This is a genomic window from Hydrogenophaga sp. Root209 (assembly GCF_001428625.1).
Lineage (GTDB): Bacteria > Pseudomonadota > Gammaproteobacteria > Burkholderiales > Burkholderiaceae_C > Hydrogenophaga.
Genome location: NZ_LMIE01000011.1, coordinates 1 through 23,271, shown reverse-complemented (window position 1 = coordinate 23,271; position 23,271 = coordinate 1). Strand labels below are relative to the sequence as shown.

Annotated in this window: 24 protein-coding genes and 3 pseudogenes; 8 read left to right on the top strand and 19 right to left on the bottom strand. The window is 65.8% G+C overall.

Annotation, left to right across the window (positions count from 1 at the left end; genetic code table 11):
• The 3 genes and pseudogenes from ASE11_RS08730 to ASE11_RS26110 form a co-directional block, all read left to right on the top strand.
• Positions 1-319, top strand: a pseudogene (locus tag ASE11_RS08730) (IS5/IS1182 family transposase); the annotation flags it as partial.
• A gap of 220 nt (positions 320-539) precedes the next feature.
• On the top strand, positions 540-692 hold the full coding sequence (locus tag ASE11_RS25785) for a hypothetical protein (protein ID WP_156406279.1): 153 nt from the start codon (positions 540-542) through the stop codon (positions 690-692).
• The gene (locus ASE11_RS26110; RefSeq protein ID WP_082585632.1) at positions 689-979 is read left to right on the top strand and encodes a hypothetical protein; all 291 of its coding nucleotides are present in this window, start codon (positions 689-691) and stop codon (positions 977-979) included. Before ASE11_RS25785 ends, ASE11_RS26110 begins: the two co-directional genes overlap by 4 nt.
• Positions 980-1,673: 694 nt before the next feature.
• Here ASE11_RS26110 and ASE11_RS08720 read toward each other — a convergent pair.
• The 12 genes and pseudogenes from ASE11_RS08720 to ASE11_RS08670 all read right to left on the bottom strand — a co-directional run bounded on the left by ASE11_RS08720 (position 1,674) and on the right by ASE11_RS08670 (position 12,241).
• Positions 1,674-2,972, bottom strand: a complete 1,299-nt coding sequence (locus tag ASE11_RS08720; RefSeq protein WP_235501236.1) for an NnrS family protein — start codon at positions 2,970-2,972, stop codon at positions 1,674-1,676.
• A gap of 233 nt (positions 2,973-3,205) precedes the next feature.
• A pseudogene (locus ASE11_RS26520) lies at positions 3,206-3,364 on the bottom strand (carbonic anhydrase); the annotation flags it as partial.
• A gap of 21 nt (positions 3,365-3,385) precedes the next feature.
• Positions 3,386-3,505: pseudogene (locus ASE11_RS25290) on the bottom strand (LuxR C-terminal-related transcriptional regulator); the annotation flags it as partial.
• A 101-nt stretch (positions 3,506-3,606) separates the two neighbouring features.
• Entirely contained in the window at positions 3,607-5,091 is a 1,485-nt protein-coding gene (ubiD, locus tag ASE11_RS08710; protein ID WP_056269313.1) for a 4-hydroxy-3-polyprenylbenzoate decarboxylase, read from the bottom strand.
• A complete protein-coding gene (locus ASE11_RS08705; protein WP_056269319.1) occupies positions 5,088-5,690 on the bottom strand; it encodes a UbiX family flavin prenyltransferase in 603 nt (200 codons plus the stop codon). Before ASE11_RS08705 ends, ubiD begins: the two co-directional genes overlap by 4 nt.
• Positions 5,691-5,697: 7 nt before the next feature.
• Entirely contained in the window at positions 5,698-6,111 is a 414-nt protein-coding gene (locus ASE11_RS08700; protein ID WP_056269311.1) for a putative zinc-binding protein, read from the bottom strand.
• Positions 6,098-6,592 (bottom strand): ubiquinone anaerobic biosynthesis accessory factor UbiT, encoded by a 495-nt coding sequence (ubiT, locus tag ASE11_RS08695; RefSeq protein WP_056269308.1) that lies wholly within the window; start codon positions 6,590-6,592, stop codon positions 6,098-6,100. The genes ASE11_RS08700 and ubiT overlap by 14 nt, the downstream gene beginning before the upstream one ends.
• Before the next feature lie 15 nt (positions 6,593-6,607).
• On the bottom strand, positions 6,608-7,225 hold the full coding sequence (gene trhA / locus ASE11_RS08690) for a PAQR family membrane homeostasis protein TrhA (protein WP_056269304.1): 618 nt from the start codon (positions 7,223-7,225) through the stop codon (positions 6,608-6,610).
• 4 nt (positions 7,226-7,229) lie between these two features.
• On the bottom strand, positions 7,230-8,150 hold the full coding sequence (gene ubiV / locus ASE11_RS08685) for a ubiquinone anaerobic biosynthesis protein UbiV (protein WP_056269302.1): 921 nt from the start codon (positions 8,148-8,150) through the stop codon (positions 7,230-7,232).
• Between the two features lie 145 nt (positions 8,151-8,295).
• On the bottom strand, positions 8,296-9,315 hold the full coding sequence (gene ubiU, locus ASE11_RS08680) for a ubiquinone anaerobic biosynthesis protein UbiU (RefSeq protein WP_056269300.1): 1,020 nt from the start codon (positions 9,313-9,315) through the stop codon (positions 8,296-8,298).
• Between the two features lie 180 nt (positions 9,316-9,495).
• The gene (locus ASE11_RS08675; protein WP_056269298.1) at positions 9,496-9,906 is read right to left on the bottom strand and encodes a hemerythrin domain-containing protein; all 411 of its coding nucleotides are present in this window, start codon (positions 9,904-9,906) and stop codon (positions 9,496-9,498) included.
• A gap of 34 nt (positions 9,907-9,940) precedes the next feature.
• Positions 9,941-12,241, bottom strand: coding sequence for a nitric-oxide reductase large subunit (locus tag ASE11_RS08670; protein WP_056269295.1), 2,301 nt, complete (start codon positions 12,239-12,241; stop codon positions 9,941-9,943).
• A 242-nt stretch (positions 12,242-12,483) separates the two neighbouring features.
• Here ASE11_RS08670 and norR point away from each other — a divergent pair, with 242 nt between their 5' ends.
• On the top strand, positions 12,484-14,082 hold the full coding sequence (gene norR, locus ASE11_RS08665) for a nitric oxide reductase transcriptional regulator NorR (RefSeq protein ID WP_056269293.1): 1,599 nt from the start codon (positions 12,484-12,486) through the stop codon (positions 14,080-14,082).
• A gap of 161 nt (positions 14,083-14,243) precedes the next feature.
• On the opposite strand, the gene ASE11_RS08660 is transcribed toward norR, so the two are convergent.
• Positions 14,244-14,753, bottom strand: coding sequence for an RrF2 family transcriptional regulator (locus ASE11_RS08660; protein WP_056269291.1), 510 nt, complete (start codon positions 14,751-14,753; stop codon positions 14,244-14,246).
• Positions 14,754-14,876: 123 nt separating this feature from the next.
• Between ASE11_RS08660 and ASE11_RS08655 the strand changes: the two genes are divergently transcribed.
• The 3 genes from ASE11_RS08655 (at position 14,877) to fdxA (ending at position 16,794) form a co-directional block, all read left to right on the top strand.
• Complete coding sequence (locus ASE11_RS08655) at positions 14,877-16,094, top strand: NnrS family protein (protein ID WP_056269289.1); 1,218 nt, start codon at positions 14,877-14,879, stop codon at positions 16,092-16,094.
• A gap of 64 nt (positions 16,095-16,158) precedes the next feature.
• Entirely contained in the window at positions 16,159-16,455 is a 297-nt protein-coding gene (locus ASE11_RS08650) for a DUF2249 domain-containing protein (RefSeq protein ID WP_056269287.1), read from the top strand.
• 15 nt (positions 16,456-16,470) lie between these two features.
• The gene (gene fdxA / locus ASE11_RS08645; RefSeq protein WP_056269285.1) at positions 16,471-16,794 is read left to right on the top strand and encodes a ferredoxin FdxA; all 324 of its coding nucleotides are present in this window, start codon (positions 16,471-16,473) and stop codon (positions 16,792-16,794) included.
• A gap of 43 nt (positions 16,795-16,837) precedes the next feature.
• Here the strand turns inward: fdxA and sufT are convergent, their stop codons facing one another.
• From sufT to sufB, 6 genes are read right to left on the bottom strand one after another with little or no spacing between them, the layout of a single operon-like run.
• Positions 16,838-17,383: a putative Fe-S cluster assembly protein SufT gene (gene sufT, locus ASE11_RS08640; protein WP_056269283.1), complete on the bottom strand. Its 546-nt coding sequence runs from the start codon at positions 17,381-17,383 to the stop codon at positions 16,838-16,840.
• Positions 17,380-17,853 carry a Fe-S cluster assembly sulfur transfer protein SufU gene (gene sufU / locus ASE11_RS08635; RefSeq protein WP_056269281.1) on the bottom strand — a complete coding sequence of 158 codons (474 nt, stop codon included), beginning with the start codon at positions 17,851-17,853 and terminating at the stop codon, positions 17,380-17,382. The genes sufT and sufU overlap by 4 nt, the downstream gene beginning before the upstream one ends.
• The gene (locus ASE11_RS08630; protein WP_056269280.1) at positions 17,850-19,106 is read right to left on the bottom strand and encodes an aminotransferase class V-fold PLP-dependent enzyme; all 1,257 of its coding nucleotides are present in this window, start codon (positions 19,104-19,106) and stop codon (positions 17,850-17,852) included. Before ASE11_RS08630 ends, sufU begins: the two co-directional genes overlap by 4 nt.
• The gene (locus ASE11_RS08625) at positions 19,099-20,400 is read right to left on the bottom strand and encodes a SufD family Fe-S cluster assembly protein (RefSeq protein ID WP_056269277.1); all 1,302 of its coding nucleotides are present in this window, start codon (positions 20,398-20,400) and stop codon (positions 19,099-19,101) included. The genes ASE11_RS08630 and ASE11_RS08625 overlap by 8 nt, the downstream gene beginning before the upstream one ends.
• 2 nt (positions 20,401-20,402) lie before the next feature.
• On the bottom strand, positions 20,403-21,173 hold the full coding sequence (gene sufC, locus ASE11_RS08620) for a Fe-S cluster assembly ATPase SufC (RefSeq protein WP_056269275.1): 771 nt from the start codon (positions 21,171-21,173) through the stop codon (positions 20,403-20,405).
• Between the two features lie 34 nt (positions 21,174-21,207).
• Entirely contained in the window at positions 21,208-22,662 is a 1,455-nt protein-coding gene (gene sufB / locus ASE11_RS08615) for a Fe-S cluster assembly protein SufB (protein ID WP_056269273.1), read from the bottom strand.
• Positions 22,663-23,130: 468 nt separating this feature from the next.
• On the opposite strand from sufB, the gene ASE11_RS08610 reads away from it, so the two are divergent.
• Positions 23,131-23,271, top strand: a 141-nt coding sequence (locus tag ASE11_RS08610) for a transposase (RefSeq protein WP_156406278.1), incomplete at its 3' end; no start/stop codon positions are given.

Here is a 23,271-nt window from a genome sequence, read left to right as displayed (position 1 = left end):
CGGGGCAGGCGCATGACGCACCCACAGGTCGGCGGCTCATTGAAAGCCTTGGGCAGACCAGCAGACCTGTGCACTTGCTCATGGATCGTGCCTATGAGGGCAACGAGACACGCCAACTCGCCCTGGACCTGGGTTTCATTCCTGTCGTCCCGCCATCAAGGAAAAGGCTGGACCCATGGGAGTACGACCGGGCGATGTACAAGCGGCGCAACGAGGTGGAGCGTCTGTTCCGGCGGCTCAAGGGCTACCGGCGCATCTTCTCTCGCTTTGAGAAACTCGATGCGATGTTCTTGGGCTTCCTCAGCTTCGTGCTCGTGGCNGCATCTTCTCTCGCTTTGAGAAACTCGATGCGATGTTCTTGGGCTTCCTCAGCTTCGTGCTCGTGGCAGATGGGCTTCGCAGTTTGTGTTAACAGGCCTTAGCTAGAACTCACAGGCAGCCATCAGTTGAACGTCAGGCGTGAGCTGCTCTTTGGAAAGCGGGTGGTAAACCCATCTTGAATGACCTGGTCGGTCTGAGCAAGATCATGTGCACGCGACATGAACGTGGACACGATGCTCAAAGACTCTCAGACCCCGCGATATGTGCAGCGCCGCACTCACCGGACCTACACCCCGCAATTCAAGGCCGAACTGGTGGCCCTGCAACATGCCGTGAATGCCATGAATGCCATGAATGCCAACTTGCCATGAATGCCAACTTACTGCACCGTTGGCGTAAGGAGTGGGCGCAGGGACTGCACCGCCTCGAAGGTAGCCTCACCACTGCAGTCGTATTGCCTCAGACCCCGGCCTTTATCCCCATCGAGCTGAACACCGCAGCGTCAACGACCGCCAGTGAGCAGCCCTGCGTTGCCTCCTCAACGCGAGCGGCCGATATCCGCATCGAATGCCAACGTCCCGGCATGTCCGTGACCGTGCACTGGCCCTTGTCTGGCGCAGCCGAATGCGCCCAACTGCTTGGCGCGTTGCTGCGGTGATCCGTATCGGTGCGGCCTGGCTTCGCTAACGTCGGGAGAGACTTCCGTTTCGTTCAGTGCCTTGCCAGGCGGCCACGTTGCGCGGATGAGGGCTTACTGGCCAACACCGTGAGTATGAAGGTTGAGGTTGGACGTCCGGGAACGCTGCCGAGCGGGCCTTCAGGTGCTGATTTCGAACAGCATGTTCCCGACGAACTTTGAAGCACGGGGGTGGAGTTATCAATGGGCATATTGCGACGAACTTTGGCACGCGCAGCGAGCCTAGGAAAATCAACAGGTTAGCGCGCATGCCTCCGACGAACTTTATTCCCTCCAGTCAATTCTGACTATGGACTTTGGGAACGTACACCGATAGCGTCGAGCTGCCGAGTGTGGCCTCAAGGCGAATGAGGTCTGGTGTCAGGTCTGCAGCGCTGACATTGAGAAGAGGGCTCCATGCCACTTTGAGCCAGTCCGGCGCAGCCGATACATGGTTTTGGGTAGATGCGCGCGGTACAGGCTGACGTCCATTTTCTGTACACGGGTGCTTTGTGCGATGGACGATCCCAACCAACAAAAAGTCGGCGCTGGTGTGCAAGTGATCGAGTTTTTTGCACCTGCGCGCGAGGACCAGCTCTGCGGCATCTGCACCATTCGGGCTCGGCGACCTCGGGGCGTCAATGCAGCGATCCAGGGTCAGCATTTGATTTCCAGATCAGCCCGCCCGGCCGTCGGAGCGCACGCGCCCGTACCAGTCCAACAGGCGAAGGGCCCACACGCCAATGACTCCGGCCCACACCACCGCGGCCAGCGTGATCAGCCAGGCAGATGACGGCTTTAGTGCCGCAGCGATGCGCAGCAGTACCGCCAACTGCAACAGCCAGAACAGCGTCCAAATAAGACGGTCTGCCACCAGCGCACGGCCGCTGTGGCCACACGACACCCGCGTGACCATGGCTAACATGAGCGAGCCCAGACAGCCCATGCTGAGAGCGTGGATCGGCGCCAAGCCGAGCACCGCGGTGCCCGTGCCCCAGTTCCACAAATGCGAGACGCCCGAGAGCACGAAAGCCAGGCCCAGCCACAAAAATCCCAGGTGCAACATTGCAAGCAGGCGGATCTTCAAGCTTTGCGCGAGGCCCCAAACCGCCGCCAGCCACAGCACAACGCCACCCGCGGCCAGTTCCACCAGGCCTCGCACAAGCAGCCAGCCGCGCGCGCTCGACTCGGTAACCACCCACGGGATCCACACCGACAGCACCTCAATGGCCACCGCCAACAGCAGCACCCATAGCACCCAGAATGGGCGCCAGGCGTGCAACATGGGTACGGCATCCGAAGTGAAGAAGGGAATCATGCGGTGCGCCACCGCAATGTAGGTCATCACCACGAAGCCCCAGAGCGCGGTGCTCACCGCTGCGTTGGCCAATTCGTTCTCGTCGACCCATAACGCCCCTGTCATAAGCACGAGGCTGGCCACGCCAACTAGGCCGGCTACCCCCACGGTGCAGGCGTGCAGGCGGTCGGGCTCGATACTGCGACGCAACAGCAACCAGAAACGCAGCACCACCCATCCCAGGCCGAGGCAGGCAGCCGCCGCGCCGACCAGCGCCAGCCACCCGCGGGTGTGCACGCCGGCTAGCCAGAGCAGCCAGCCCAGCTCCTGAAGCAGCAATGGAGTCAGCAGTTCGCGCGCACTTGGCGGCGCCACCCTCAGCCACTTGGGGCCGGCCGTGAACAGGAAGCCCGAGAAGAACAGCGGGATGAAGCCGAAGGTCATCACCGCCGCGTGGCCCACCGAGGGCGAGAAGGCGTATGGCAGACCGAGCAGGCCACTGGCTCGATCTACCTGCACAAGCGCCCACCAGATCCCCGAGGCCAACAACAGCACCATGGCTAGCGCAAAGCCTAGCCGGTGCGGTGCCAACAGCAAGTGGCGTGCACGCCAGGGGCGGGGCTCGGGCGGTTCGCCGCCACCCGACGGCAGGCCCCGCGCACGTGCCACAGTGCTCACGGGGACACCCAGCGTCCTTCGAGCGGCGGGTCCGTATTCACCCGCACACCCCCCAGATGACCGCACTGCGTGCAGTAGGCGCAGCCGTCCTTGCGGATCGCCGCGTGTGCGCCGCACTCGCCGCACTTCTTGCCCGGCATGATGCCGGGCGTGGTTTGCACCACCATCGGGGACGGCAACCCCGACGCGGGCGTGATCACCGCGCGTTGCGCGATCAGGGTCTGCACCGCGTAGGCCGCGATGAAGTGGCCTTGTTGGGCATCAAACACATGCGCTTCACCTTCCTCGATCACGTAATGCCAGCCGTGCAGGGTGAGTGCCCTCGCCTCGACCTCGCGCCGCACCATGGGGTAGCCCATGAGGCGCTCACGCTGCAACACCACCGCGCGCTGGGGTGAGGCCATGTCTGTAGCCTAGTTGGCGTGTCGAGCGGCGAACACCGCCGCCTGCACACGCGAGGTGAGGTGAAGTTTGCGCAGAATGTGCTGCACATGGATCTTGACCGTGGTCTCGGCAATGTCGAGCTGGCGGGCGACGCTATATGAGCCTGCTACTACAGAGGGTGCTCTACCTGCGTAGCTTCTCCAGAAACTCCACGAATGCCGCTCCAACTGCCGTCTCCGGGTGGCTGCTTTCACGCCATCAACGCGGCGAACAGCGGCTCCATGCGCAGCGTCACTGCGGGGTCCATGCTCATCACCCGGCCCCATTCGCGCTGAGTTTCACCGGGCCATTTGTGAGTGGCGTCCAGGCCCATCTTGCTTCCCAGGCCGCTCACGGGCGAGGCGAAGTCGAGGTAGTCGATGGGTGTGTGCTCGATCATCAGGGTGTCGCGCGCCGGGTCCATGCGCGTGCTCATGGCCCAGATCACCTCGGCCCAGTTGCGCACATCGATGTCTTCGTCCACTACCAGCACGAACTTGGTGTACATGAACTGGCGCAGGTGGCTCCACACGCCCATCATCACACGCCGCGCGTGGCCGGCGTAGGCCTTGCGGATCTGCACCACCGCCATCCGGTAGCTGCAGGCTTCGGGCGGCAGGTAAAAGTCGGTGATCTCGGGGAACTGGCGCTGCAGCAGCGGGATGAACAGCTCGTTCATCGCCAGCGCGAGCATGGCGGGTTCGTCCGGTGGTTTGCCGGTGTATGTGGAGTGGTAGATCGCGTCGCGCCGCTGCGTGATGCGCTCCACCGTGAACACCGGGAACTCGGCGCGTTCGTTGTAGTAGCCGGTGTGGTCGCCGTAGGGGCCTTCGATGGCATGCTGCCAGCCGCTGGGATGTGAGGCGTCGGTGCGGATGTGGCCTTCAAGCACGATCTCGGCCGAGGCCGGCACCTGCAGCGGCACGCCCAGCGCCCGCACGACCTCGGTGCGTGCACCGCGCAGCAGGCCGGCGAACTGGTATTCGGAAAGGCTGTCGGGCACCGGTGTGACCGCGCCCAGGATGGTGGCCGGGTCAGCGCCCAGGGCCACGGCCACCGGGTAGGGCTTGCCCGGGTGTTGCCGGCAGTGGTCGCGAAAGTCGAGCGCGCCGCCGCGGTGCGCGAGCCAGCGCACGATGAGCTGGTTGTGCGAGAGTACCTGCTGGCGGTAGATGCCCAGGTTCTGCCGCGTCTTGTGCGGCCCGCGCGTAATCACCAGGCCCCAGGTGATGAGCGGGGCCACGTCGTCGGGCCAGCAGTGCTGGATCGGCAAGCGGGCCAAGTCCACGTCGTTGCCTTCCCACACCAACTCCTGGCAGGGCGCCGAGCGGCGTTCCTTGGGGCTCATGTGCCACAGCGTCTTGATCAGACCGCTCAGGCCCACCACGTCTTTCAACCCGCCCGGCGCCTGCGGCTCCTTGATCGCGGCGAGCACTTCCCCGAACTGGCGCAGCTCGCCCAGTCCGTTCACACCCATGGCGCGCGCGACGCGGTCCGTGGTGCCAAACAGGTTGCCCAGCACCGGCATGTGGTGACCGGTGGGCCGCTCGAACAGCAGGGCCGGGCCACCCGCGCGCAGCACGCGGTCGCACAGCGCGGTCATTTCCAAGTGCGGCGAGACCGGCTCGCTCACGCGTCGCAGTTCGCCGGCAGCTTCGAGCTGGGCCATGAAATCGCGCAGATCCCTGTAGGTCATGCTGGGGCCTTGTCCAGGCCCTGCCAACGTTCGCTCAGTGTGTGCGGCACGTCGAACAAATCGAGCACGCGCGCCACGCTGGCGTCCACGATGTCGTCCAGGTTCTGCGGGTGCAGGTAGAAGGCCGGCGCGGGAGGGCAGACGATGGCGCCCATTTCGGTCACGCTCACCATGTTGCGAAGATGGCCCAGGTGCAAAGGCGTTTCGCGCGTCATGAGCACGAGGCGGCGCCGCTCCTTGAGCATCACGTCGGCAGCGCGCGTGATGAGGTTGTCCGACAGGCCATGGGCGATGGCCGCGAGCGTGCGCATGGAGCACGGAGCCACCACCATGGCCTGGCAGCGAAACGAGCCACTGGCCGGGCCCGCGCCGATCTGGGCGGCGTCGTGCAAGGTGTGCACCAGCGGGCGCAGCGCCTCAGGGCCGGTACCGAGTTCGTGGCGCAGGGTGAGCCAGCCCGCATCGGACACCACCCCGTGGGTTTCGATGCCGGGCGCGCTGCCCAGGGCCTGCAGCAGACGCAAGCCGTACACCGCGCCGCTGGCGCCGGTGATGGCCACCAGCACGCGATGCGGCAAGCCCACCCGTTCGACGTGCATGCCCGGTTCACGCATCGGCCTGGTCGGTGATGGGTGTGACGGACGTTGAGTGCAGAGGGTGTTCGCGCAGGTCGGCGCTCACATGTTCCAGCACCGCGGCCGCCTGCACCGGATCAAAGTCTTCGTGCTGGCGCTTGCGCACGCCCTGGGTGTTCAGCTGGTGGTAGCGGTCGGCTTGCAGGCCGTGGCGAGCCAGGCAGCTTTTCACACAGGCCAGAGGGCAGCCGTCGAGCGCAACGATGGGGCGCCCGGATTTGGCGATCTTCAAGAGATGGGGCACATCACCGCCCACGCCGGCAATGCACGACATCTCGGCCAGCCCGCGCCGGTCCAGCTGCAAGGCCACGTGGTTGGCGAGCTGGGCCGCACTGGAACAGCCCGAGCAGGCGTAGACAAGCGGCGTGGCGTCAGTGTTTTTCATGGAACGATGCGCTGCTGTTGGTTTTGAAACGTGCCAGAACCGCCGAGGGTTTCCAGGCCGCGAGGTCCAGCACGGGCAGCGCCATGGCGTCCAGGGCGTTCTTCACCACCAGCCCGAGCTCGGTGTCGCCTTGCATGGACAGGCGGCGGTTGAAGAAGAGGGTGTCGGGGTCGTCCAGGCGGCGGGCGAGGCGCACAAAATCGTGGGTGTTGGCGCTCAGGGTGAGGTCCGGCGAGGTGCCTGGCGACACCGGGCGGAACATGCCAGCGCGCCAGGCGAAATCGAAGTTCAGGCGGGCGTCGCGCATTTCGATGCGAACGTGCTTGCCCTGCAGGACCTGGGTCACGTCACCGGGCAACTGTCGGGCCAGCACCAGATTCAAGCCGGTGACCAGCAGCAGCGAGCCCGGGTAGGCGGGCAGGCGGGCGAGTGCTGCACCGATGGGGGCGGGCACGGTGGGGTGCGTGGAGTTGGGGGTCATCGGATGGGTCCGGGTTCAGGCCACGTACAGCAGCAAGGTGAAAAAATGGCAGGTGCTGCCGCCGAGCACGAACAGGTGCCATATGCCGTGGCCGTGGCGCAGCTTGTGGTCGGTGGCGTAGAACACGATGCCCAGGGTGTAGAGGGCGCCGCCCGTGGCCAACCAGGCAAACCCGGCCGGGCCCAGCGCTTCCCACAGCGGCCCCACCGCCACCAGCGCCAGCCAGCCCATGAGTACGTAGATCACCAGTGACAGCACCCGCGCACCGCGCGCCAGCCAGATCTCCTGCGCGATGCCCAGCGCGGCCAGCGACCACACCACGCCCAGCAGCCACCAGCCCCAGGACCCTTTCAGTGAGATCAGCGCAAACGGGGTGTAGCTGCCCGCGATCAGCAGGTAGATGCTGCAGTGGTCCAGCTTCTGAAACACGGCCTTGGCCCTGCCGCCCAGTGCGTGGTACAGCGTGGACGCCACATAGAGCGCCACCAGCATGGCGCCGTAGACGCTGAAGCCCACGATGCGCCAGGGATCGCCCCGCAGCGACGCGCTGACGATGAGCGCGATGGAGCCGGCCACGGCCAGCACCGCCCCCACGAGGTGGCTGATGCTGTTGAAGCGTTCGCCGACGACCATGGCTTCAGACTGCAGCCGTTGCGGTGGCCGCTATTGCAGTCTCGACGCGGTCCTGACCGGGTTGGCCGTGCCAGTAGCCATTGCAGTCGCGCTCGGGCAGCAGACCGAGCAGGGCGGCACGGGCGACCGTCCCATCCATCGTTTCGCGCCGCACGGCGTCGTACAACGCGATCACCTCCGCCGTGTGCTGCGACTGCGGGCTGATGCGCGCCACGTCCACGCCCAATGCGGTCAGGTCCCCCCAGGCGTCAATCAGGCTGTGTACCCGGGCCGATTGCGTCTGGATGCCGTTGAGCACGAGAAACTCTGCCTGCTCGCGTGTCTTGAGCATCAGGCCATCGGGGTGGTCGATGCAGCTGAAGCGGCAGTCGTCCTTGGGCAGGTTGTGGTGGCGTGCGGTGAAGCAGCGGGCAGAAAAAGCCAGCGGCAGTCGGCCGTGTGCGAACACCTCGGTCTGCAGGCCGGTCGGGCGCTCCTGTTGCAACAAAGCCAGGTCCTTGCGCGGCATCTCCAGCGGCGCGACCCAGCGCGATGCGCCCATCGATGCCATCCATTGCAGCGTGGGACCGTTGTAGATGTTGAGGTGGGGCCCCGCGATGAACGGGCGCTGACCGGTCAGCGCGCTCACCGCCCCCATGTCGTTGGCTTCGATCATGAAACCGGTGTTCGCCACGATCTTCTGCATCGCGCTCACGTCCGAGCCCGACTCCAGCAGGACCTGGGTGGACAGCACAGCAGTCTTGCCAGCCGAACGCATCAACTCCGCCACGTCCAGCCAGTCTGACAGGCGCAGTTCGTGGCGGCGTGAACAGGTGACCTCGCCGAGGTAGACGATGTCCACCGCTGTGGCGGCCATCGCCTCGTAAAAGTCGAACACGGTCTGGCGCGACCAGTAGTACTGCAGGGGTCCGAGAGACAATTTCATATCGATGTGTCGTTCATCGCCGGAGCGTATTCCTTGTGGTACGGCTGCCCCTCACCCCAGCCCCTTTCCCAGAGGGGCGAGGGAGCAAACCCGGCCTCCGGATTGCGTCCCCCTGGGGGGGGAGCCACGAAGCGGCGCAGGGGGGTCATTTCCAGTTCCTGTGGTAGGCGCCCAGCGTGTGTTGCTGGCCTTCCGCGACCTGGTCGAGAGAGGCCATCCAGGCACTCCTGGGCGTGTAGTGCTGGGGCTGGGTCTGGCAACTGTCGATGGCTTCGCGCCAGACCTTGGTCACCTGGGCCACGTAGGCCGGGCTGCGCTGGCGGCCTTCGATCTTGATTGCGCGCACACCCATCTTCTGCAACTGAGGCAGCAGCGAGAGTGTGTTGAGGCTGGTGGGCTCTTCGATCGCGTAGTAGCTGGTGTCGTGACCCACGTCAAAGCGGCCCTTGCACAACGTGGGGTAGCCCGCGCTCTCGCCGGCGGCGTAGCGGTCGATCAACACCCCGTTCAGGCGTGACTCCAGGCCCTTCGGCGTCTCTTGCCATCGCACTGCCTTGGCGGGCGAACACACGCCGTGGGTGTTGGGTGACTCGCCAGTGACGTAGGAGGAGAGCGCGCAGCGCCCTTCCACCATCACACACAGGCTGCCGAAGCCGAACACCTCGATCTCCACCGGTGTCTTCTGCACCACTTGCCGCACCTGATCGATCGAGAGCACACGCGGCAGGACGGCGCGGGAGATGCCGAACTGCTGGTGGTAGAGGTTGATTGCCTCGGGGTTGGTGGCCGAGCCCTGCACGGACAAATGCAGTCGCAGCTTCGGGTGGCGTCGTGTGGCGTATTGCATGAGACCGGGGTCGGCCAGGATGACGGCGTCCACGCCCAGATTCACCGCCTTGTCCATCGCCTCGCGCCAGCGCTCCGGCTGAGCGGCCTGGGGGTAGGTGTTGAGCGCCATGAACACCTGGCAGTCGCGTGCGTGTGCATAGGCCACACCGGTGGCGATGGCCGCGTCATCAAAATTCAGTCCGGCGAAGTTGCGCGCGTTGGTGGCGTCGCGCAGGCCCAGGTAAACGCAGTTGGCGCCGTGATCCACGGCGGCCTTGAGCGCTGGCAGGCTGCCTGCCGGGCAGACCAAGTCCATGCTGGGAAATGGGGGTGTCATCTGGTGGGTGTTGAAAGCTGCGGGATGGCGCTGGGTTGCGCAACCATCCATGGATGAAGTGACTATCACGTTAGCAGCGGCAATGGCCCTCAATGTTGACTCAGGTCAAGCCGCTCACGACTTGATGTGGCGCAAGCGGCCAGGTAGGCGTTTGATGAGCGCCTCGATCGATACAACAAATCAGGCTCCTTCGATGCGCGGATAGAAATCAAGGTTCTCGCGCTGCATGCGCTCGAACACCATGCGCAGCACGCGGTTGGCGTCGTCGCGAAAGCCCTGTTCGTTGTGGCGCACGCTCTCGGGGCGGTTCCAGCGCCTGGTGAAGGCATCGTAGGCCTGGGCGATGGGACCCATGTCCTTTTGATACTGATGGCCCAGGCGCGCCAGCTCGGGGTTGGCGCCACGCTGCAGAGCCGGGTACAACGCCTGGTCTTCTATGGCCAGGTGGAGTTTGATGGTGGAGCTCATGCTGACGATGAGTCCTGCGATGTGGGCCGCGTTTTGCGCGACCCCGGCCTGCACCAGAAGGCGCAGGGCCGAGATGTTGCCCAGGATGTCTACGTGCTGGTGTTTGAGCTTTTCGATATTCATGGAATGCTCCGTGGAAGATGAGACTGGCCGGGGGTCACCGCCGCGCGCCAGCCAGCGTGGCGCCAGCGGGAGCAGCCGGTGCGCGCGTGCCGAACACGCCGATCACCACCTGCCAGGCCACCGAGAGAGCGCCGACGATGAAGACCACGTCACCAAAGGTCCGCACCCAGCGCAGCGTTTGAATGAACGGTTGCTGCATGAAGGCTTCGCTGCGCGCGTACCACAAGCCTTCGCTCACACTGGCGTGGAACTGGTACAGGGCGATGGGCAGCAGGCTCGTGGCGATCATCAGCACCAAGCCCGCGTTGAGCCACCAGAATGCCGTCTTCATGAGGCGCTCGTTGAACACCAGATCCGGGCGGACGTAGCGCAGCACCAGCAGCGTGAAGCCCAGCGCCAGGAAGCCATACACCCCGAACAGCGCGGCGTGTGCGTGCATTGGCGTGGTGTTGAGGCCCTGAAGGTAGTACAGCGCAATGGGCGGGTTGATGAGAAAACCGAAGACGCCAGCGCCAAGCATGTTCCAGAATGCCACGGCCACAAAGAAGGTCAGCGGCCACTTGAGATTGGCCATCCACGGCGCCCTGTGCTGCAGGCGCCAGTGTTCCCAGGCCTCGTGGCCCAGCACCACCAGCGGCACCACTTCCAGTGCACTGAATGCGGCGCCCACGGCCATCACTGGCGTGGTGGTGCCACTGAAGTACAGATGGTGGAAGGTGCCCGGAATGCCGCCCAGCATGAACAGCGATGCCGAGGCCAGGCTGGCCGTGGTGGCCATGCGCACCGACACCAGGCCCAGTGTGGAGAAGATGAAGGCCAGCGCCGTGGTGGCGAACACTTCAAAGAATCCCTCCACCCACAGGTGCACCACCCACCAGCGCCAATACTCCATGACCGACAAGTGAGTGCGCTCTCCGTAGAAAAATCCCGCACCGTAGAACAGGCCGATGGCCACCACCGAGGCGGTGAGCAGCGCCAGCAGGTTCTTGTCGCCACCGGGCGTGCGCAGGGCAGGCACCACCCCGCGCAGCATCAGCACAAGCCAGAGGACGATGCCGGTGAACTTGCCGATCTGCCACAAGCGGCCCAGGTCCACGTATTCATAGCCCTGGTGTCCGAGCCAGAAGTTCCACTCGATTGGCATGACCTGGGCGATGGCCAGGTAGTTGCCAGCGAATGAGCCCACGACGACGACAATGAGCGCCCAGAACAGCACATCGACGCCGAGTTTCTGGAACTTCGGGTCCTTGCCGCCGTTGATAAGCGGCGCAAGGAACAGTCCCGCAGCCAGGAAACCCGTGGCGATCCAGAACAGCGCGCTCTGGATGTGCCAGGTGCGCACCAGCGCGTAGGGGAACCACTGGGATACGTCAATGCCGTAGAACTCCTGCCCCTCCACCGTGTAGTGCGCGGTAAAGCCCCCCAGCAAGACCTGGAATGAGAACAGCGCCACGATGAGGAACAGGTATTTGCCCAGCGCGCGCTGCGAGGGCGTGAGCGGCACGCGCGAGAGCGGGTCGTGCTGCGGCGGCACGAGGTCTTGCTCGTCGTGCTTGCTCAGGAAGGACCAGGCCCACACCAGAAACCCCACGCCGGCGATCAGCAGTACCACGCTGGCGACGGACCAGATCATGTTCTCGGCCGTGGGCTTGTTGTCGATCAGCGGCTCGTGCGGCCAGTTGTTTGTGTACGTGGCGCCGGTGCCGCCGCCGACGTCGGCCGGGCGCTCAGTGGCGGCTGCCCAGGCGGTCCAGAAGAAGAAGCCCGCCATCTGCGCACGCCGCTCGGCGCTGGGCAGGGTGTTTTCCTTCATGGCGTAGCTCTCGCGCGTCTTGCGGTACTGCGGCGCGTCGCTGAACAACTGGCTGTAGTACTCCACGTTGCTTGCAATGGCCTGCTCGCGCAGCCTGGACACTGTCATCGAGCCCGTGGTCGCGTCGAAGGTGTTGGTGCGGTACTCCTTCTTGAGGCGCGCACGAAGCACGGCCTGGCCGTCGGCGTCGAGCTGGTCGAGGGGCTTGCCGTACTCCTGCTGCGAGGCAAGGTCCAGCCAGGCCAGCAGTTCGCGGTGCAGCCAGTCGGCCGTCCAGTCGGGTGCCTGGTAGGCGCCGTGGCCCCAGATGGAGCCGAGCTGCATGCCACCCACCGACTGCCAGGCGGTCTGACCATCCAGAATGCCCTCTTGCGTATAGAGCACGCGGCCGTCTTCGGTCTGCACTTTTTGCGGGATGGGCGGGGCGGTGCGGTACACCTCGGCCCCGTAGTAGCCCAGCAGACTGAAGCAAACGATCATCACGCCGATCAGCGTGAACCAGAGCTTGCGGTAGTTACCCATGGGCCACCTCCGCGGCGGAATGTCCACGTGGGGCGCGGTGCGCCGCAGTCCGATCGGGGAGCCCCCTCAGGCGCAGAAATGCAAGTGTGTTGTGCATGTATGTGGTCTCTTGCAAAGTGAATGACGCATGCACATTTGCAAGGAGTGGGCCAGCCTGGAAGACTCAACAAATCAAGGGTTTATGGGTGTGTTGGGTCATATTTACCCTGGATGGTCATGGTGATTGATACCATTCATGGGTAATGAATACCCATGAAACAACCCCCTGGCTGGTCGACCTGACCACCGAACTGCCCCCCAATCTGCGCCTGCAGCGCCTCATTGGTGGCCTTCGCGCGCATTTCCGCTGCGGAGCCGTGGCCTTGCTGCGCTTGGAGGAAGGCCACCTGCAGCCGGTGGTGGTTGATGGGTTGGTGAGCGAATCGCTGGGGCGCCGCTTTGCCGTGGACCAGCATCCCCGGCTGGCGGCCATCCTGGCGCGCGGTGAAGTCACCTCCTTTGACCACGACAGCCAACTCCCCGATCCCTACGATGGTCTGCTCGACACCCTGGTGGGCGAGCCGCTACCGGTACACGATTGCATGGGCATGGCGCTGCGCGTGGACGGGCGGCCCTGGGGCTTGCTCACGTTGGACGCGCTGCAGACCGGCACCTTCGATGCCGCGGCTCGCGCCTCGCTGGCCCGTTGCGCCGTGCACGTGGAAGCTGCCGTGCGCGTCACCCGACTGGAGCAGCAGGTGCACGCGCTGAGCCGCGCTTCCAGCCAGCACCTGAGCGAGCCCGCCGACGAGCAGCTCCTGCGCTCAGCGCTGGATGACAGTGAAATTCTGGGCCAGAGCGAGGCTCTGCTGCGCCTGCTGGAGGAGGTGAAGGTGGTGGCCAGCTCCGACCTGCCCGTGCTGCTGCTGGGCGAAACGGGCGTAGGCAAGGAGCTGTTTGCGCGCTTTCTTCACCGCCATTCAACGCGCCAGGGCAAGCCGCTGGTGCATGTGAATTGCGCAGCACTGCCCGAGGCGCTGGCCGAAAGCGAACTGTTCGGCCACCGCCGCGGCGCGTTCTCAGGCGCGGTGACCGACCGGCCCGGGCGCTTCGAGGCGGCCGAGGGTGGAACCCTGTTTCTTGACGAGGTGGGCGAACTGCCCTTGCCGGTGCAAGCCAAGCTGCTGCGCACGCTGCAGAACGGCGAAATCCAGCGCCTGGGGGCCGACGAGCCCCGGCGCGTGAACGTGCGCGTGGTGGCCGCCACCAACCGAAGTCTGCGCGACCTTGTACGCGAGGGCAGCTTTCGTGCAGATCTGTACCACCGCCTCTCGGTGTATCCCGTGCCCATACCGCCGCTGCGCGAGCGCGGCGACGATGTGCTGCTGCTCGCAGGGCGCTTTCTGGAACTCAACCGCGCCCGCCTGGGCGTGCGCAGCCTGCGCCTGTCTGCCAACGCGCAAAGCGCACTGCGCCACTACCACTGGCCAGGCAATATCCGCGAGCTGGAGCATGTGATCAGCCGCGCCGCCCTCAAGGCCCTGAGTCGCGGCGCAAGCCGCAACGACATTGTCACGCTGGAAACCGCACTGTTGGACCTGGACGCCGAACAGCCCTCACCTGGCGCCGCCACAGCGGTCACGGCACCCACCGCAATTCCACCCGCGCTGGCTTTCCCCTTCATGCGTCTCACATCCCACGAGCCCATGTCTCTTCGCCAAGCGCTGGACGACTTCCAGCGCCAGACCATAGAAGCATCCTTGGCCCGCCATCACGGCCAGTGGGCCCGAGCCGCGCGCGAGCTGGAGATCGACCCCAGCAACCTGCACAAGCTGGCCAAGCGGCTAGGGATGAAGGCCTGATGATGCTCATGGTAGAGCGCTTGCAGATGTGTTGGGGCATGCCGAATCATTTGGCCACGCCGCGGGCGTCGAACGGGTAGATCGCGTCGGGTGGCAGGTGGGCGAGGTTGTGACCGGTCGGTTTTTTACTTGGACGGTTTGGAGCGACGCGGCGCAAGGCCTCAGGGTGTGGGAGAGGGCTTTGCCTTGCTGGTGGGCTTGCGAAGGCTGCGGGGCGCCACCACCGGAGCCAGCCCCGGCGACAGGGCTCGTCCCTTGACCGGCGTCGCTGGGGGCTCGGCGATGTCGGCCAGCGTCATGCCGTCGAGTTCCTTGAAGTAGGCCCCCAGCGCGGCGTTGAACAGGCCTTTCAGGCGGCAGGTCGGCGACAGTGAGCACTGGTTGGAACCCGGGTCGAAACACTCGACCAAGCGGAAATCGGTCTCCGAGGCACGCACCACGTCCCCGATGCGCAACTGGGCCGGGTCCTTCATCAGGCGAAGTCCGCCGCCGCGGCCACGCGTGGTTTCCAGCACGCCCTGGTGGCCGAGATCGGTGACGATCTTCATCAAGTGGTTTCTGGACACCCCATGGTGTTCGGCCAGTTCGCTGATGGTCACCATCTGATGCGGGCGGGCCGCGCAATACATCAGCACGCGCAAGGTGTAGTCGGTGTACTCGGCAAGTCGCATGGATACCCCTAAAGAGGCACCAAGTTTACGTCTTTAAGGGTTTTTCGGATATAAGAGTCATCTTGCATGCTTCTTATAAGGCCTTCGCAGCGACCCGAGGGTTCCTGCAACCGCCACTTCACCATGTCAGCCCCCACCTTGCACGCCATGCCACCCAAGCCCACCGCAGCGCCCCAACCCACGGGCTGGCCGCTGCTGAGGCTGGGGTTCCGGCCCTTTTACCTGGGGGCTGCTTTGTTCGCGCTGCTGTCGATTCCTCTGTGGGTGGCACTGTTCCTGGGCCAGTGGCCCCTCACGATGGCGCTGCCGCCGCTGTTGTGGCACGCGCACGAAATGCTGTTTGGCTTTGCGATCGCAGTCATCCTGGGCTTCTTGCTGACTGCAGTCAAAGCCTGGACGGGGCTGGTCACACCGCGCGGCGCCTTTCTAGGGGCCCTGGCCTTTTTGTGGCTGGCGGCCCGGGTGGCCGCCGTGACCGGGCCCTACGCGGTGTACGCCGTGCTGGACCTAGCGCTGCTGCCCCTGGTGGCTGCAGTGCTCACCCATGTGCTGCTACGCGGGCGCAACCGGCGCAACCTGCCGCTAGCGGGCATGTTGATATTGCTGGCGCTGGCCAACGGCTTCTTTCACCTGGGGGTGATCGGCGTCCTCGAGATGTCCCCGCTGACCCCGTTGTACGCAGCCCTGGCTCTGATCGTGATGATCGAGTGCGTGATCGCCGGCCGGGTGATTCCGGCCTTCACCATGAGTGCAACCCCGGGTCTGCAGCTCAAGGTGCGCGCGCCGGTGGATCGCGCCGCGCTGGCGCTTACCGCGCTGGCCTTGCTACTGTGGGTGTTTGCGCCGGCCGCTGCTGGGTGGAACGTGATCGGTGGCCTGGCGTTTTCGCTCGCTGCGGTGGCCCAGGTGTGGCGGCTGCTGCAGTGGCGGCCTGCGTTGACCCGGCACCGCCCGATCCTGTGGATTCTGCATGTTGCTTACGCCTGGATTCCCTTCGGCTTGGCCCTGCTGGCCGCGGCCCGGTTCGGCTGGGTCGGCGTTTCAGCCGGCGTGCATGCGCTGGCGATCGGTGCCACCGCCGGTCTCATCATCGGCATGATGACCCGCACCGCCCGCGGCCACACCGGGCGCACGCTGCAGGTGTCCCGCCCGGAGATCACGGCCTACTGGCTCGTGATGCTGGCGGCGGCGATCCGCGTGTTGCTGCCGCTGGCCGTGCCGCAATGGCTGCCGCTGGCCTTGGTGATTTCTGCCGCTGCCTGGTCGGTGGCTTTTGCGATCTACCTCCTCATCTACACCCCCTGGCTGCTCAAGACGCGCTTCGACGGCAAGGACGGCTGACGCCCTTTCTCATCCCTCTTCTATCTTTCACCCCATCCCTCTTCACCCACCTCAGGACCCGTTCATGAACACCACCACCGCTCCCGCCCCCACCGTGGACCTGCGCACCATCGCTCCGCGCGAACGCCACTCGCTGGTGTTCTCCACCTTCAAGGCCTTGCCACCCGGCGCAGCGATGGAACTGATCAACGACCACAACCCGCAGCCGCTGCACGGGCAGTTCGAGAGTGGTCTCTACGGCGCCTTCAGCTGGATCCCTCTGGAAAGCGGACCCGAACAATGGCGCGTTCAGATCGCCAAGCCCGTCGAGAGCATGCCCGTGCACGGGGTGGATTCCTGCTGTGGGTCCTGCGGTGGCTGACAGGGAGCCTGCGCCATGACCTTTGTGGTGACCGAATCGTGCATTCGGTGCAAATACACCGATTGCGTGGACGTCTGCCCGGTCGATGCGTTTCGCGAGGGACCGAACTTCCTGGTGATCGATCCCGACGAGTGCATCGACTGCGCGGTCTGTGTGCCGGAATGCCCGGTCTCGGCGATCTACGCCGAAGAAGACGTGCCCAAAGACCAGCAGGACTTCACGCCGCTCAACGCCGAGCTGGCGCTCGTGTGGAAACCGATCACGCGGACCAAGCCCGCGCTGCCCGAAGCAGACGCGTGGAGCGCGGTTCAGGACAAACGCGACCAGCTCGAACGCTGAAACAACCCCGCGAGCAAGAACCCGGGACCGCCACCGGGCCGCGTCACAGGCCCAGTGACAACATCGCGGCTTCGGACATACGCGAACGGTCCCAGGGCGGGTCGAACACGAATTCCAGGTCCACCTCGGCCACGCGGGGCAAGGCCAGCAACTTCTCATGGATCTCGTCCACCAGCATGTCGCCCATGCCACAACCGGGCGCCGTCAGGGTCATCTTGATCGACACCCTGAACCCGTCGCCCGCCATCGGCAACACATCGCACACATAGACCAGACCGAGCTCGACGATGTCGACCGGAATCTCCGGGTCGTAGCAGGTCTTGAGCGTTTGCCAGACCTGTCCACGCAGGCCTGCGGGCCCCGCAACGTCCGGCAGCACCGGCGCTAGCGGCACCGGTTTGCCAATGGCGTCTGCATCGACGCCGGCCAGCCGCATCAGCTGGCCGTCGACCAGCAAGGTGAACGACGCGCCGAGCGCCTGGGTGATCTGCGCCAGCGTACCGACCGGCAGTTCGGCGGGGCGCCCATCGGGCACGCAGGTCACAGCCACCTCGCGCGTGACCATCACCCGTTCGCGTCGAGCGCTCATGGAGTCGCCTCCGGCGGGTTGTTCGCTGGATCGGTTTCGCTGCCCAGCGCGTGCATCAGCGCGTGCCAGCCCAGCAGCGCGCACTTGACGCGGCCCGGGTAGCGGCGCACGCCGGCCAGGCTGATCAACTTGCCCAGGTGCGCTTCTTCGGCATCCATCTGACCGGTGAGCACGGCCCGGAAACGGGCCTGCAGGGCCTGCGCGAGCGCCACCTCCTGCCCCAGCACCGCCTCGCTCATCATGGACGCGGATGCGATGCAGATCGCGCAGCCCTGGCCGTGGAAGCGGATGTCGCTCACCCGCCCATCGTCGACCACCAGGGCCACCTGCAGGTCGTCACCACATTGCGGGTTCTGGCCGCGCGCCTGGTGGGTCGGTGCTGCCAGCGTGCCGAAGTGGCGAGGCGCGCGCTTGTGGTCCATCACCACGTCCTGGTAGAGGTCGAGTTCGGCGGCGGTTTCGGTGTTCATTGCAGCACCTTTAGGGCATGCGCCACGCCGGCGAGCAGGCGCTCCACCTCGGCGTGCGTGTTGTAGAGCGCGAACGAGGCGCGCGTGGTGGGCCCCAGGCCCAGGTGTTCGAGCAGCGGCTGGGCACAGTGGTGACCGGTGCGCACCGCGATGCCGAGTTGGTCCAGCAGGGTGCCAATGTCGTGCGGGTGCACGCCGTCGGCAACAAACGAGACGATGGCCGATGCGCGGCTGTGGGCGGACAGCACCGTGATGCCGGGCAGCGCAGCCAGGCCCGCAGCGGCGTGTTCGCGCAGCGCGCACAGGTGGGCGTCGATGCGATCGCGCCCGATCTGTTCGATGAAGCCCGCCGCAGAGGCCATGCCGATCGCGCCCGCGACGTTGGGCGTGCCGCCTTCCATCCGCGCCGGCAGTTCGGCAAAGCTGGCCTCGGTGGCGCTGACCCAGGCCACCATGTCGCCGCCGTAGCGCAAGGGCTCCAGCCGTTCCAGCGCGGCACGCCGGCCGACCAGCACGCCGGTGCCCATGGGCCCGTACATCTTGTGGCCCGAAAAAGCCATGAAGTCGCAGGCCAGCGCCGACAGGTCGGGAGCACCGTGGGCCACGGCCTGGGCCGCGTCGAGCACGGTCAGCGCGCCCGCGTTGGCGGCGAGCTGGAGCAAGGCCTCGTAGGGCGGACGCTCGCCGGTGGCGTTGGCGCAGGCGGTGAGCGCCAGCACGCGGGTGCGGGCGTTGAGCAGGCGGCGAAGGTCGGCCGCATGCAGCCGCCCATCGGCATCGGGCCACAACACGCGCAACACCGCGCCGGTGCGCCGCGCCGCCTGTTGCCAGGGCACGAGGTTGGCGTGGTGCTCCAGGCCGCTCACCACGATCTCGTCGCCGGCCTGCAGCCAGGCGGGCCGATGGCCGGCGGTGGAGAGGCCGTGGGCCACCATGTTCAGCGCGTCGGTGGTGCCCGAGGTGAACACCAGCTCGTGCTCTGTTCCGGCGCCGACAAAGCGCTTGAGATCGCCGCGGGCGAGATCGAAGGCGTCGGTGGCGCGCTGGCTCAGCGTGTGCACGCCGCGGTGGATGTTGGCCCGGTCGTGCTGCTCGAAGGCGCGCATCGCGTCCTGCACCGCCAGCGCCATCTGGGTGGTGGCCGCGTTGTCGAGGTAGGCCAGCTCGGCACCGTGGATGCGCTGCGCGAGCACCGGAAACTGCGAGCGCACGGTATCGAGTGCACTGCGATCGGTCAGCAGGGCATCACCCATGGACGGCCTCCTGTTGGGCGGTGAGGGCGGTGGGGTCATCGCTCAGGTGTTGGGCCACCGCCTGGCGCAGCAGGCCCGGGAGGTCCAGCGACTCGATGAACAGGGGATCACCGAAGGCCCGCGCGAGCAAGGCGCTGGCCATGCCTTCGATGATCAGACCGCGCGCGCTGCGCTCGTCCAGGCCGCGCTGACGGGCATAGAACAGCGCGTCTTCGGGTAAGGCGCCCCAGGTGGCCCCGTGGGCCGCCTGAACCTGGTCGTGGTGGATCTCCAGGTGCGGCCGCAACACCAGCCGGGGCTGGCCGCCGGTGGGCACACCCGTCAGCCGCTGCCGCACCTCGGCGTCGGCCGCGCCCGGTGCGATGCGGGTGTGGGCGTTGACCACCGCGCGCGCCGCGCCGCTGGCCAGCGCCAGCGCCTCGATATGGCTGCGGGTGCGCTCGCCGGTGTGCAGCATGCGCACCTGTTGTTCGAGGTCGGCGCCGGCCGCCAGCAGCAAACCGGCGCTGCGGGCCTCGGCGCGGTTCCCCGCCAGCTCGACCACCTGGCGTTGCAGGTGGTAGCGACTGCCAGTGGCGATCAGGCCTTGTTCGTAGCGCGCGTCCGGCCCGAGCTGCACCCGCAGATGGTGGGCGACACGATCGGCTGCACCGGGTTGCACACTGCGCAGGTGCTGCAGGGTGGCGCCCGCGCCCAGCCGGATGTGGGTGTGCAGGTTCTGCACCACCGGCTGTTCACAGGCCACCGATTCGCGGTGGTGGGTTTCCACCAGCACGCAGTGCACGCCGGCTTGCACATCAATCACCAGCATCGGCGCTTCGACCGCGCTCCGCGGCTGGTGCCGCAGCTGTATCCACACCGTCTCAGTGGCACCGCGACCGCTGGCGTGTTCACCGCCGATGCGCAGCCGCAGGCCGCGACGGCACAAAGCGCGGTGCACCCAGGCAAACGGCGCCGCATCGTGCTGGGCGATGTCTCCGGGGGCCACACCATCGGGGTATGTCGGCAAAGGCAGGTCGGCGAACAGCTCCTTGCGCTGCGCCGGGTCGGCGGCATCGAGCCAGCGGGCGTCCACACGGCCTTGTGGCGTCTGACCGAGCGGGTGCAGCGTCCAGCCTGCGCCGCTCAGCGGGTGGGCGTCACAGACAGCTGATGCGGCTTCGGACGTTTCGCCCAGCCAGACGACGGCTGGCGGAGGCGGCAGATGGCGAAACGCCTCGGCGTCACGCGGGATCCAGCCAGCGTCTTGCAGTCGGTGGCGGGCGGCCAGGATGTCGGCGCGTGCGTGGTCCATGTTCAGGCCTCCAGCGCGTCGGCCGCGCGCACAAAGCCGGTCTGCGCGATCTGGCGGGCGAGCGCCAGGTCGCCGGTCTCGGCGATGCAGCCCTGGTCGAGCCGCAGCACCGTGTCGGGCTGCAGCGATTCGATCAGTTGCAGGTAGTGCGAGACCACCACAAAGGCGGTGCCCTGGGCGCGCAGCGACTGCACCAGATCGACCACCGCGCGAGTGCCGTCCACGTCCATGCCCGAATCGATTTCGTCCAGCATCGCCAGGCGCGGGCGCAGCAGGGCCAGCTGCAGCAGCTCGTTGCGCTTGCGCTCCCCGCCAGAAAAGCCGTCGTTGACCGGGCGCGCCAGCATCGCCTCTGGCAGGCCCAGCCGGGTGGCCGCGGCCCGCGCGTCACCGAGGAAATCAAACGCATCGAGCGGCGCTTCGCCGCGCGCTTCGCGCACCGCGTTGAGGGCCGTTCGGATGAACAGGTTGTTCTTCACGCCAGGGATCTCGGGCGGCGCCTGGAACGAGACAAACAGCCCGGCGCGGGCGCGCGCCTCGGGGCTCATGACCAGCAGGTCCTGGCCGCCAAAGCGGGCCTGGCCACCGACCACGCCGTAGCGCGGATGCCCGGCCAGCGTCAGGCCCAGGGTGCTCTTGCCGCTGCCGTTGGCGCCCATGAGCACCACCAGCGCACCGGCCGGAACATCAAGCGAGATCGACTTCAACACGTGGCGGCCGCCAACGTCAACGCGCAGATCGCGGACCTGCAACAGGGGTTCGGTTTGGGCCATGGTGGTTCTTTCCTGGGTGTTCGGGTGGGTCGGTTCAGCCGACGGCGCCTTCGAGCGAGACGGCCAGCAGCGCCTTGGCTTCGAGCGCGAATTCCATCGGCAGCTCGTCCAGCACCGCCTGGCAGAAGCCGCCGACGATGAGGGCGGTGGCGTCCTGCGGGTGGATGCCGCGCTGCTGGCAATAGAACAGGCGTTCTTCAGAGATGCGGGTGGTGGTGGCTTCGTGTTCCACCAGGGCGTCGTCGCGCGCGGCCTCGATGTACGGGAAAGTGTGGGCACCGCAGTCAGGGCCGATGAGCAGCGAGTCGCACTGCGTGTGGTTGTGGGCGCCGGCCGCGGTCGGGGCCACGCGCACCAGGCCGCGGTAGCTGTTCTGGGCGTGTCCGGCGCTGATGCCTTTGGAGACGATGCGGCTCTTGGTGTTGCGGCCCAGGTGGATCATCTTGGTGCCGGTGTCGGCCTGCTGGAAGTGGTTGCTGACCGCGATCGAATGGAACTCGCCGCGCGAATCGTCGCCACGCAGCACCACGCTCGGGTACTTCCAGGTGATGGCCGATCCGGTCTCGATCTGCGTCCAGGCGATGTGCGAGCGCTGGCCCGCACACAGGCCGCGCTTGGTGACGAAGTTGTAGATGCCGCCACGGCCCTGTTCGTCGCCGGGGTACCAGTTCTGCACCGTCGAGTACTTGATGTGGGCGTCGTCGTGGGCGATCAGCTCGACCACCGCCGCGTGCAGCTGGTGCTCGTCGCGCTGCGGCGCCGTGCAGCCTTCGAGGTAGCTCACGTGGCTGCCTTCCTCGGCAATGATCAGCGTGCGCTCGAACTGACCGGTGTTGGCCGCGTTGATGCGGAAGTAAGACGACAGCTCCATCGGGCAACGCACACCTTGGGGGATGTAGACGAAGGAACCGTCGGAGAACACCGCCGAATTCAGCGCGGCGTAGAAGTTGTCGCCCGGTGGCACCACCGTGCCCAGGTAACGCTCGATCAGTTCCGGGTGGTGTTGCACGGCGTGCGAGAACGAACAGAAGATCACGCCGACCTCGGCCAGTTGCTCACGGAACGTGGTGCCCACGGACACCGAGTCGAACACCGCGTCGACCGCCACTCCGGCCAGGCGCGCCCGCTCGTGCAGCGGCACGCCGAGTTTTTCGTAGGTCTCCAGCAGCTTGGGGTCCACCTCGGCCAGACTCTTGGGACCGTCCTTCTGCGACTTGGGTGCCGAGTAATAGCTCAAGGCCTGAAAGTCCACTGGCTCCATGCGCAGTTGACCCCAGTGCGGATGCGCCATGGATTGCCAGCGCTCAAAAGCCGCCAGGCGCCATTGCAGCAAGAAGTCGGGCTCGCGCTTGCGGCGCGATATGGCACGCACTGTGTCGGCGTCCAAGCCTGGCGGCAGGCAGTCGCTCTCCACGTCGGTGACGAAGCCGTGTCGGTACGATTGCTGCAACGCCTGAGTCAGTGGCGGTGCTTGTTCAACGGTTGTCATGGCTAGTCTCCTGGCGCAGTGTTGTGCAGATTCAGGGCGCGACCGAAGTGGCCGCAATGCTGCTCGCTGGCGATTCCCTCAGCCACCTCCTGACAACGACTCGCGCAGGCCAACTCGAAGGCCGCTACGCTGCTAAGCCGACGCATTGCAACTGAGCGAGTCCCGATTCAGCTCAGTGCGGATGGCCAAGCAGATGGGGCAGTTCGACGGAATCACTTAAAGATGCATATTGTATGACTCTTTATGTTCTGCCCAATCTTGGGCTTAGTTGCCCGCTTGATCGCCATGGGATTTAGCCAATTGGCAGAACAAAATGCTGCTTATCCCGGGCCGCGAATCGCATGAATGAACTGACCTCGATCCCCCGCGCATGGACGCTGAACACGCATCGCTTTCAGCGGCAGTCTCAATGTCCAGGGCGTGTTAACACTAATTCCAAGATCAGCAGATTTCCAAGAAACTGSTGCCATGGAAATCACACCTGAACAGTTCTCGCGCATCGAACATTGYTTGCCTCTGCAGCGCGGCAATGTCAGCCTGAGCAATCTGCAAGTGGTCAACGCCATGTTGTATGTGGCCGAGCACGGCTGCAAGTGGCGCGGATTGCCC

What these genes read in the sequence shown, in the direction of transcription:
- ASE11_RS25785 (WP_156406279.1), top strand. Translation starts at nt 540, where the DNA reads ATGAACGTGGACACGATGCTCAAAGACTCTCAGACCCCGCGATATGTG.
- ASE11_RS26110 (WP_082585632.1), top strand. Translation starts at nt 689, where the DNA reads ATGAATGCCAACTTACTGCACCGTTGGCGTAAGGAGTGGGCGCAGGGA.
- ubiD (WP_056269313.1), bottom strand. Translation starts at nt 5,091, where the DNA reads ATGACCTACAGGGATCTGCGCGATTTCATGGCCCAGCTCGAAGCTGCC.
- ASE11_RS08705 (WP_056269319.1), bottom strand. Translation starts at nt 5,690, where the DNA reads ATGCACGTCGAACGGGTGGGCTTGCCGCATCGCGTGCTGGTGGCCATC.
- ASE11_RS08700 (WP_056269311.1), bottom strand. Translation starts at nt 6,111, where the DNA reads ATGAAAAACACTGACGCCACGCCGCTTGTCTACGCCTGCTCGGGCTGT.
- ubiT (WP_056269308.1), bottom strand. Translation starts at nt 6,592, where the DNA reads ATGACCCCCAACTCCACGCACCCCACCGTGCCCGCCCCCATCGGTGCA.
- trhA (WP_056269304.1), bottom strand. Translation starts at nt 7,225, where the DNA reads ATGGTCGTCGGCGAACGCTTCAACAGCATCAGCCACCTCGTGGGGGCG.
- ubiV (WP_056269302.1), bottom strand. Translation starts at nt 8,150, where the DNA reads ATGAAATTGTCTCTCGGACCCCTGCAGTACTACTGGTCGCGCCAGACC.
- ubiU (WP_056269300.1), bottom strand. Translation starts at nt 9,315, where the DNA reads ATGACACCCCCATTTCCCAGCATGGACTTGGTCTGCCCGGCAGGCAGC.
- ASE11_RS08675 (WP_056269298.1), bottom strand. Translation starts at nt 9,906, where the DNA reads ATGAATATCGAAAAGCTCAAACACCAGCACGTAGACATCCTGGGCAAC.
- ASE11_RS08670 (WP_056269295.1), bottom strand. Translation starts at nt 12,241, where the DNA reads ATGGGTAACTACCGCAAGCTCTGGTTCACGCTGATCGGCGTGATGATC.
- norR (WP_056269293.1), top strand. Translation starts at nt 12,484, where the DNA reads ATGAATACCCATGAAACAACCCCCTGGCTGGTCGACCTGACCACCGAA.
- ASE11_RS08660 (WP_056269291.1), bottom strand. Translation starts at nt 14,753, where the DNA reads ATGCGACTTGCCGAGTACACCGACTACACCTTGCGCGTGCTGATGTAT.
- ASE11_RS08655 (WP_056269289.1), top strand. Translation starts at nt 14,877, where the DNA reads ATGTCAGCCCCCACCTTGCACGCCATGCCACCCAAGCCCACCGCAGCG.
- ASE11_RS08650 (WP_056269287.1), top strand. Translation starts at nt 16,159, where the DNA reads ATGAACACCACCACCGCTCCCGCCCCCACCGTGGACCTGCGCACCATC.
- fdxA (WP_056269285.1), top strand. Translation starts at nt 16,471, where the DNA reads ATGACCTTTGTGGTGACCGAATCGTGCATTCGGTGCAAATACACCGAT.
- sufT (WP_056269283.1), bottom strand. Translation starts at nt 17,383, where the DNA reads ATGAGCGCTCGACGCGAACGGGTGATGGTCACGCGCGAGGTGGCTGTG.
- sufU (WP_056269281.1), bottom strand. Translation starts at nt 17,853, where the DNA reads ATGAACACCGAAACCGCCGCCGAACTCGACCTCTACCAGGACGTGGTG.
- ASE11_RS08630 (WP_056269280.1), bottom strand. Translation starts at nt 19,106, where the DNA reads ATGGGTGATGCCCTGCTGACCGATCGCAGTGCACTCGATACCGTGCGC.
- ASE11_RS08625 (WP_056269277.1), bottom strand. Translation starts at nt 20,400, where the DNA reads ATGGACCACGCACGCGCCGACATCCTGGCCGCCCGCCACCGACTGCAA.
- sufC (WP_056269275.1), bottom strand. Translation starts at nt 21,173, where the DNA reads ATGGCCCAAACCGAACCCCTGTTGCAGGTCCGCGATCTGCGCGTTGAC.
- sufB (WP_056269273.1), bottom strand. Translation starts at nt 22,662, where the DNA reads ATGACAACCGTTGAACAAGCACCGCCACTGACTCAGGCGTTGCAGCAA.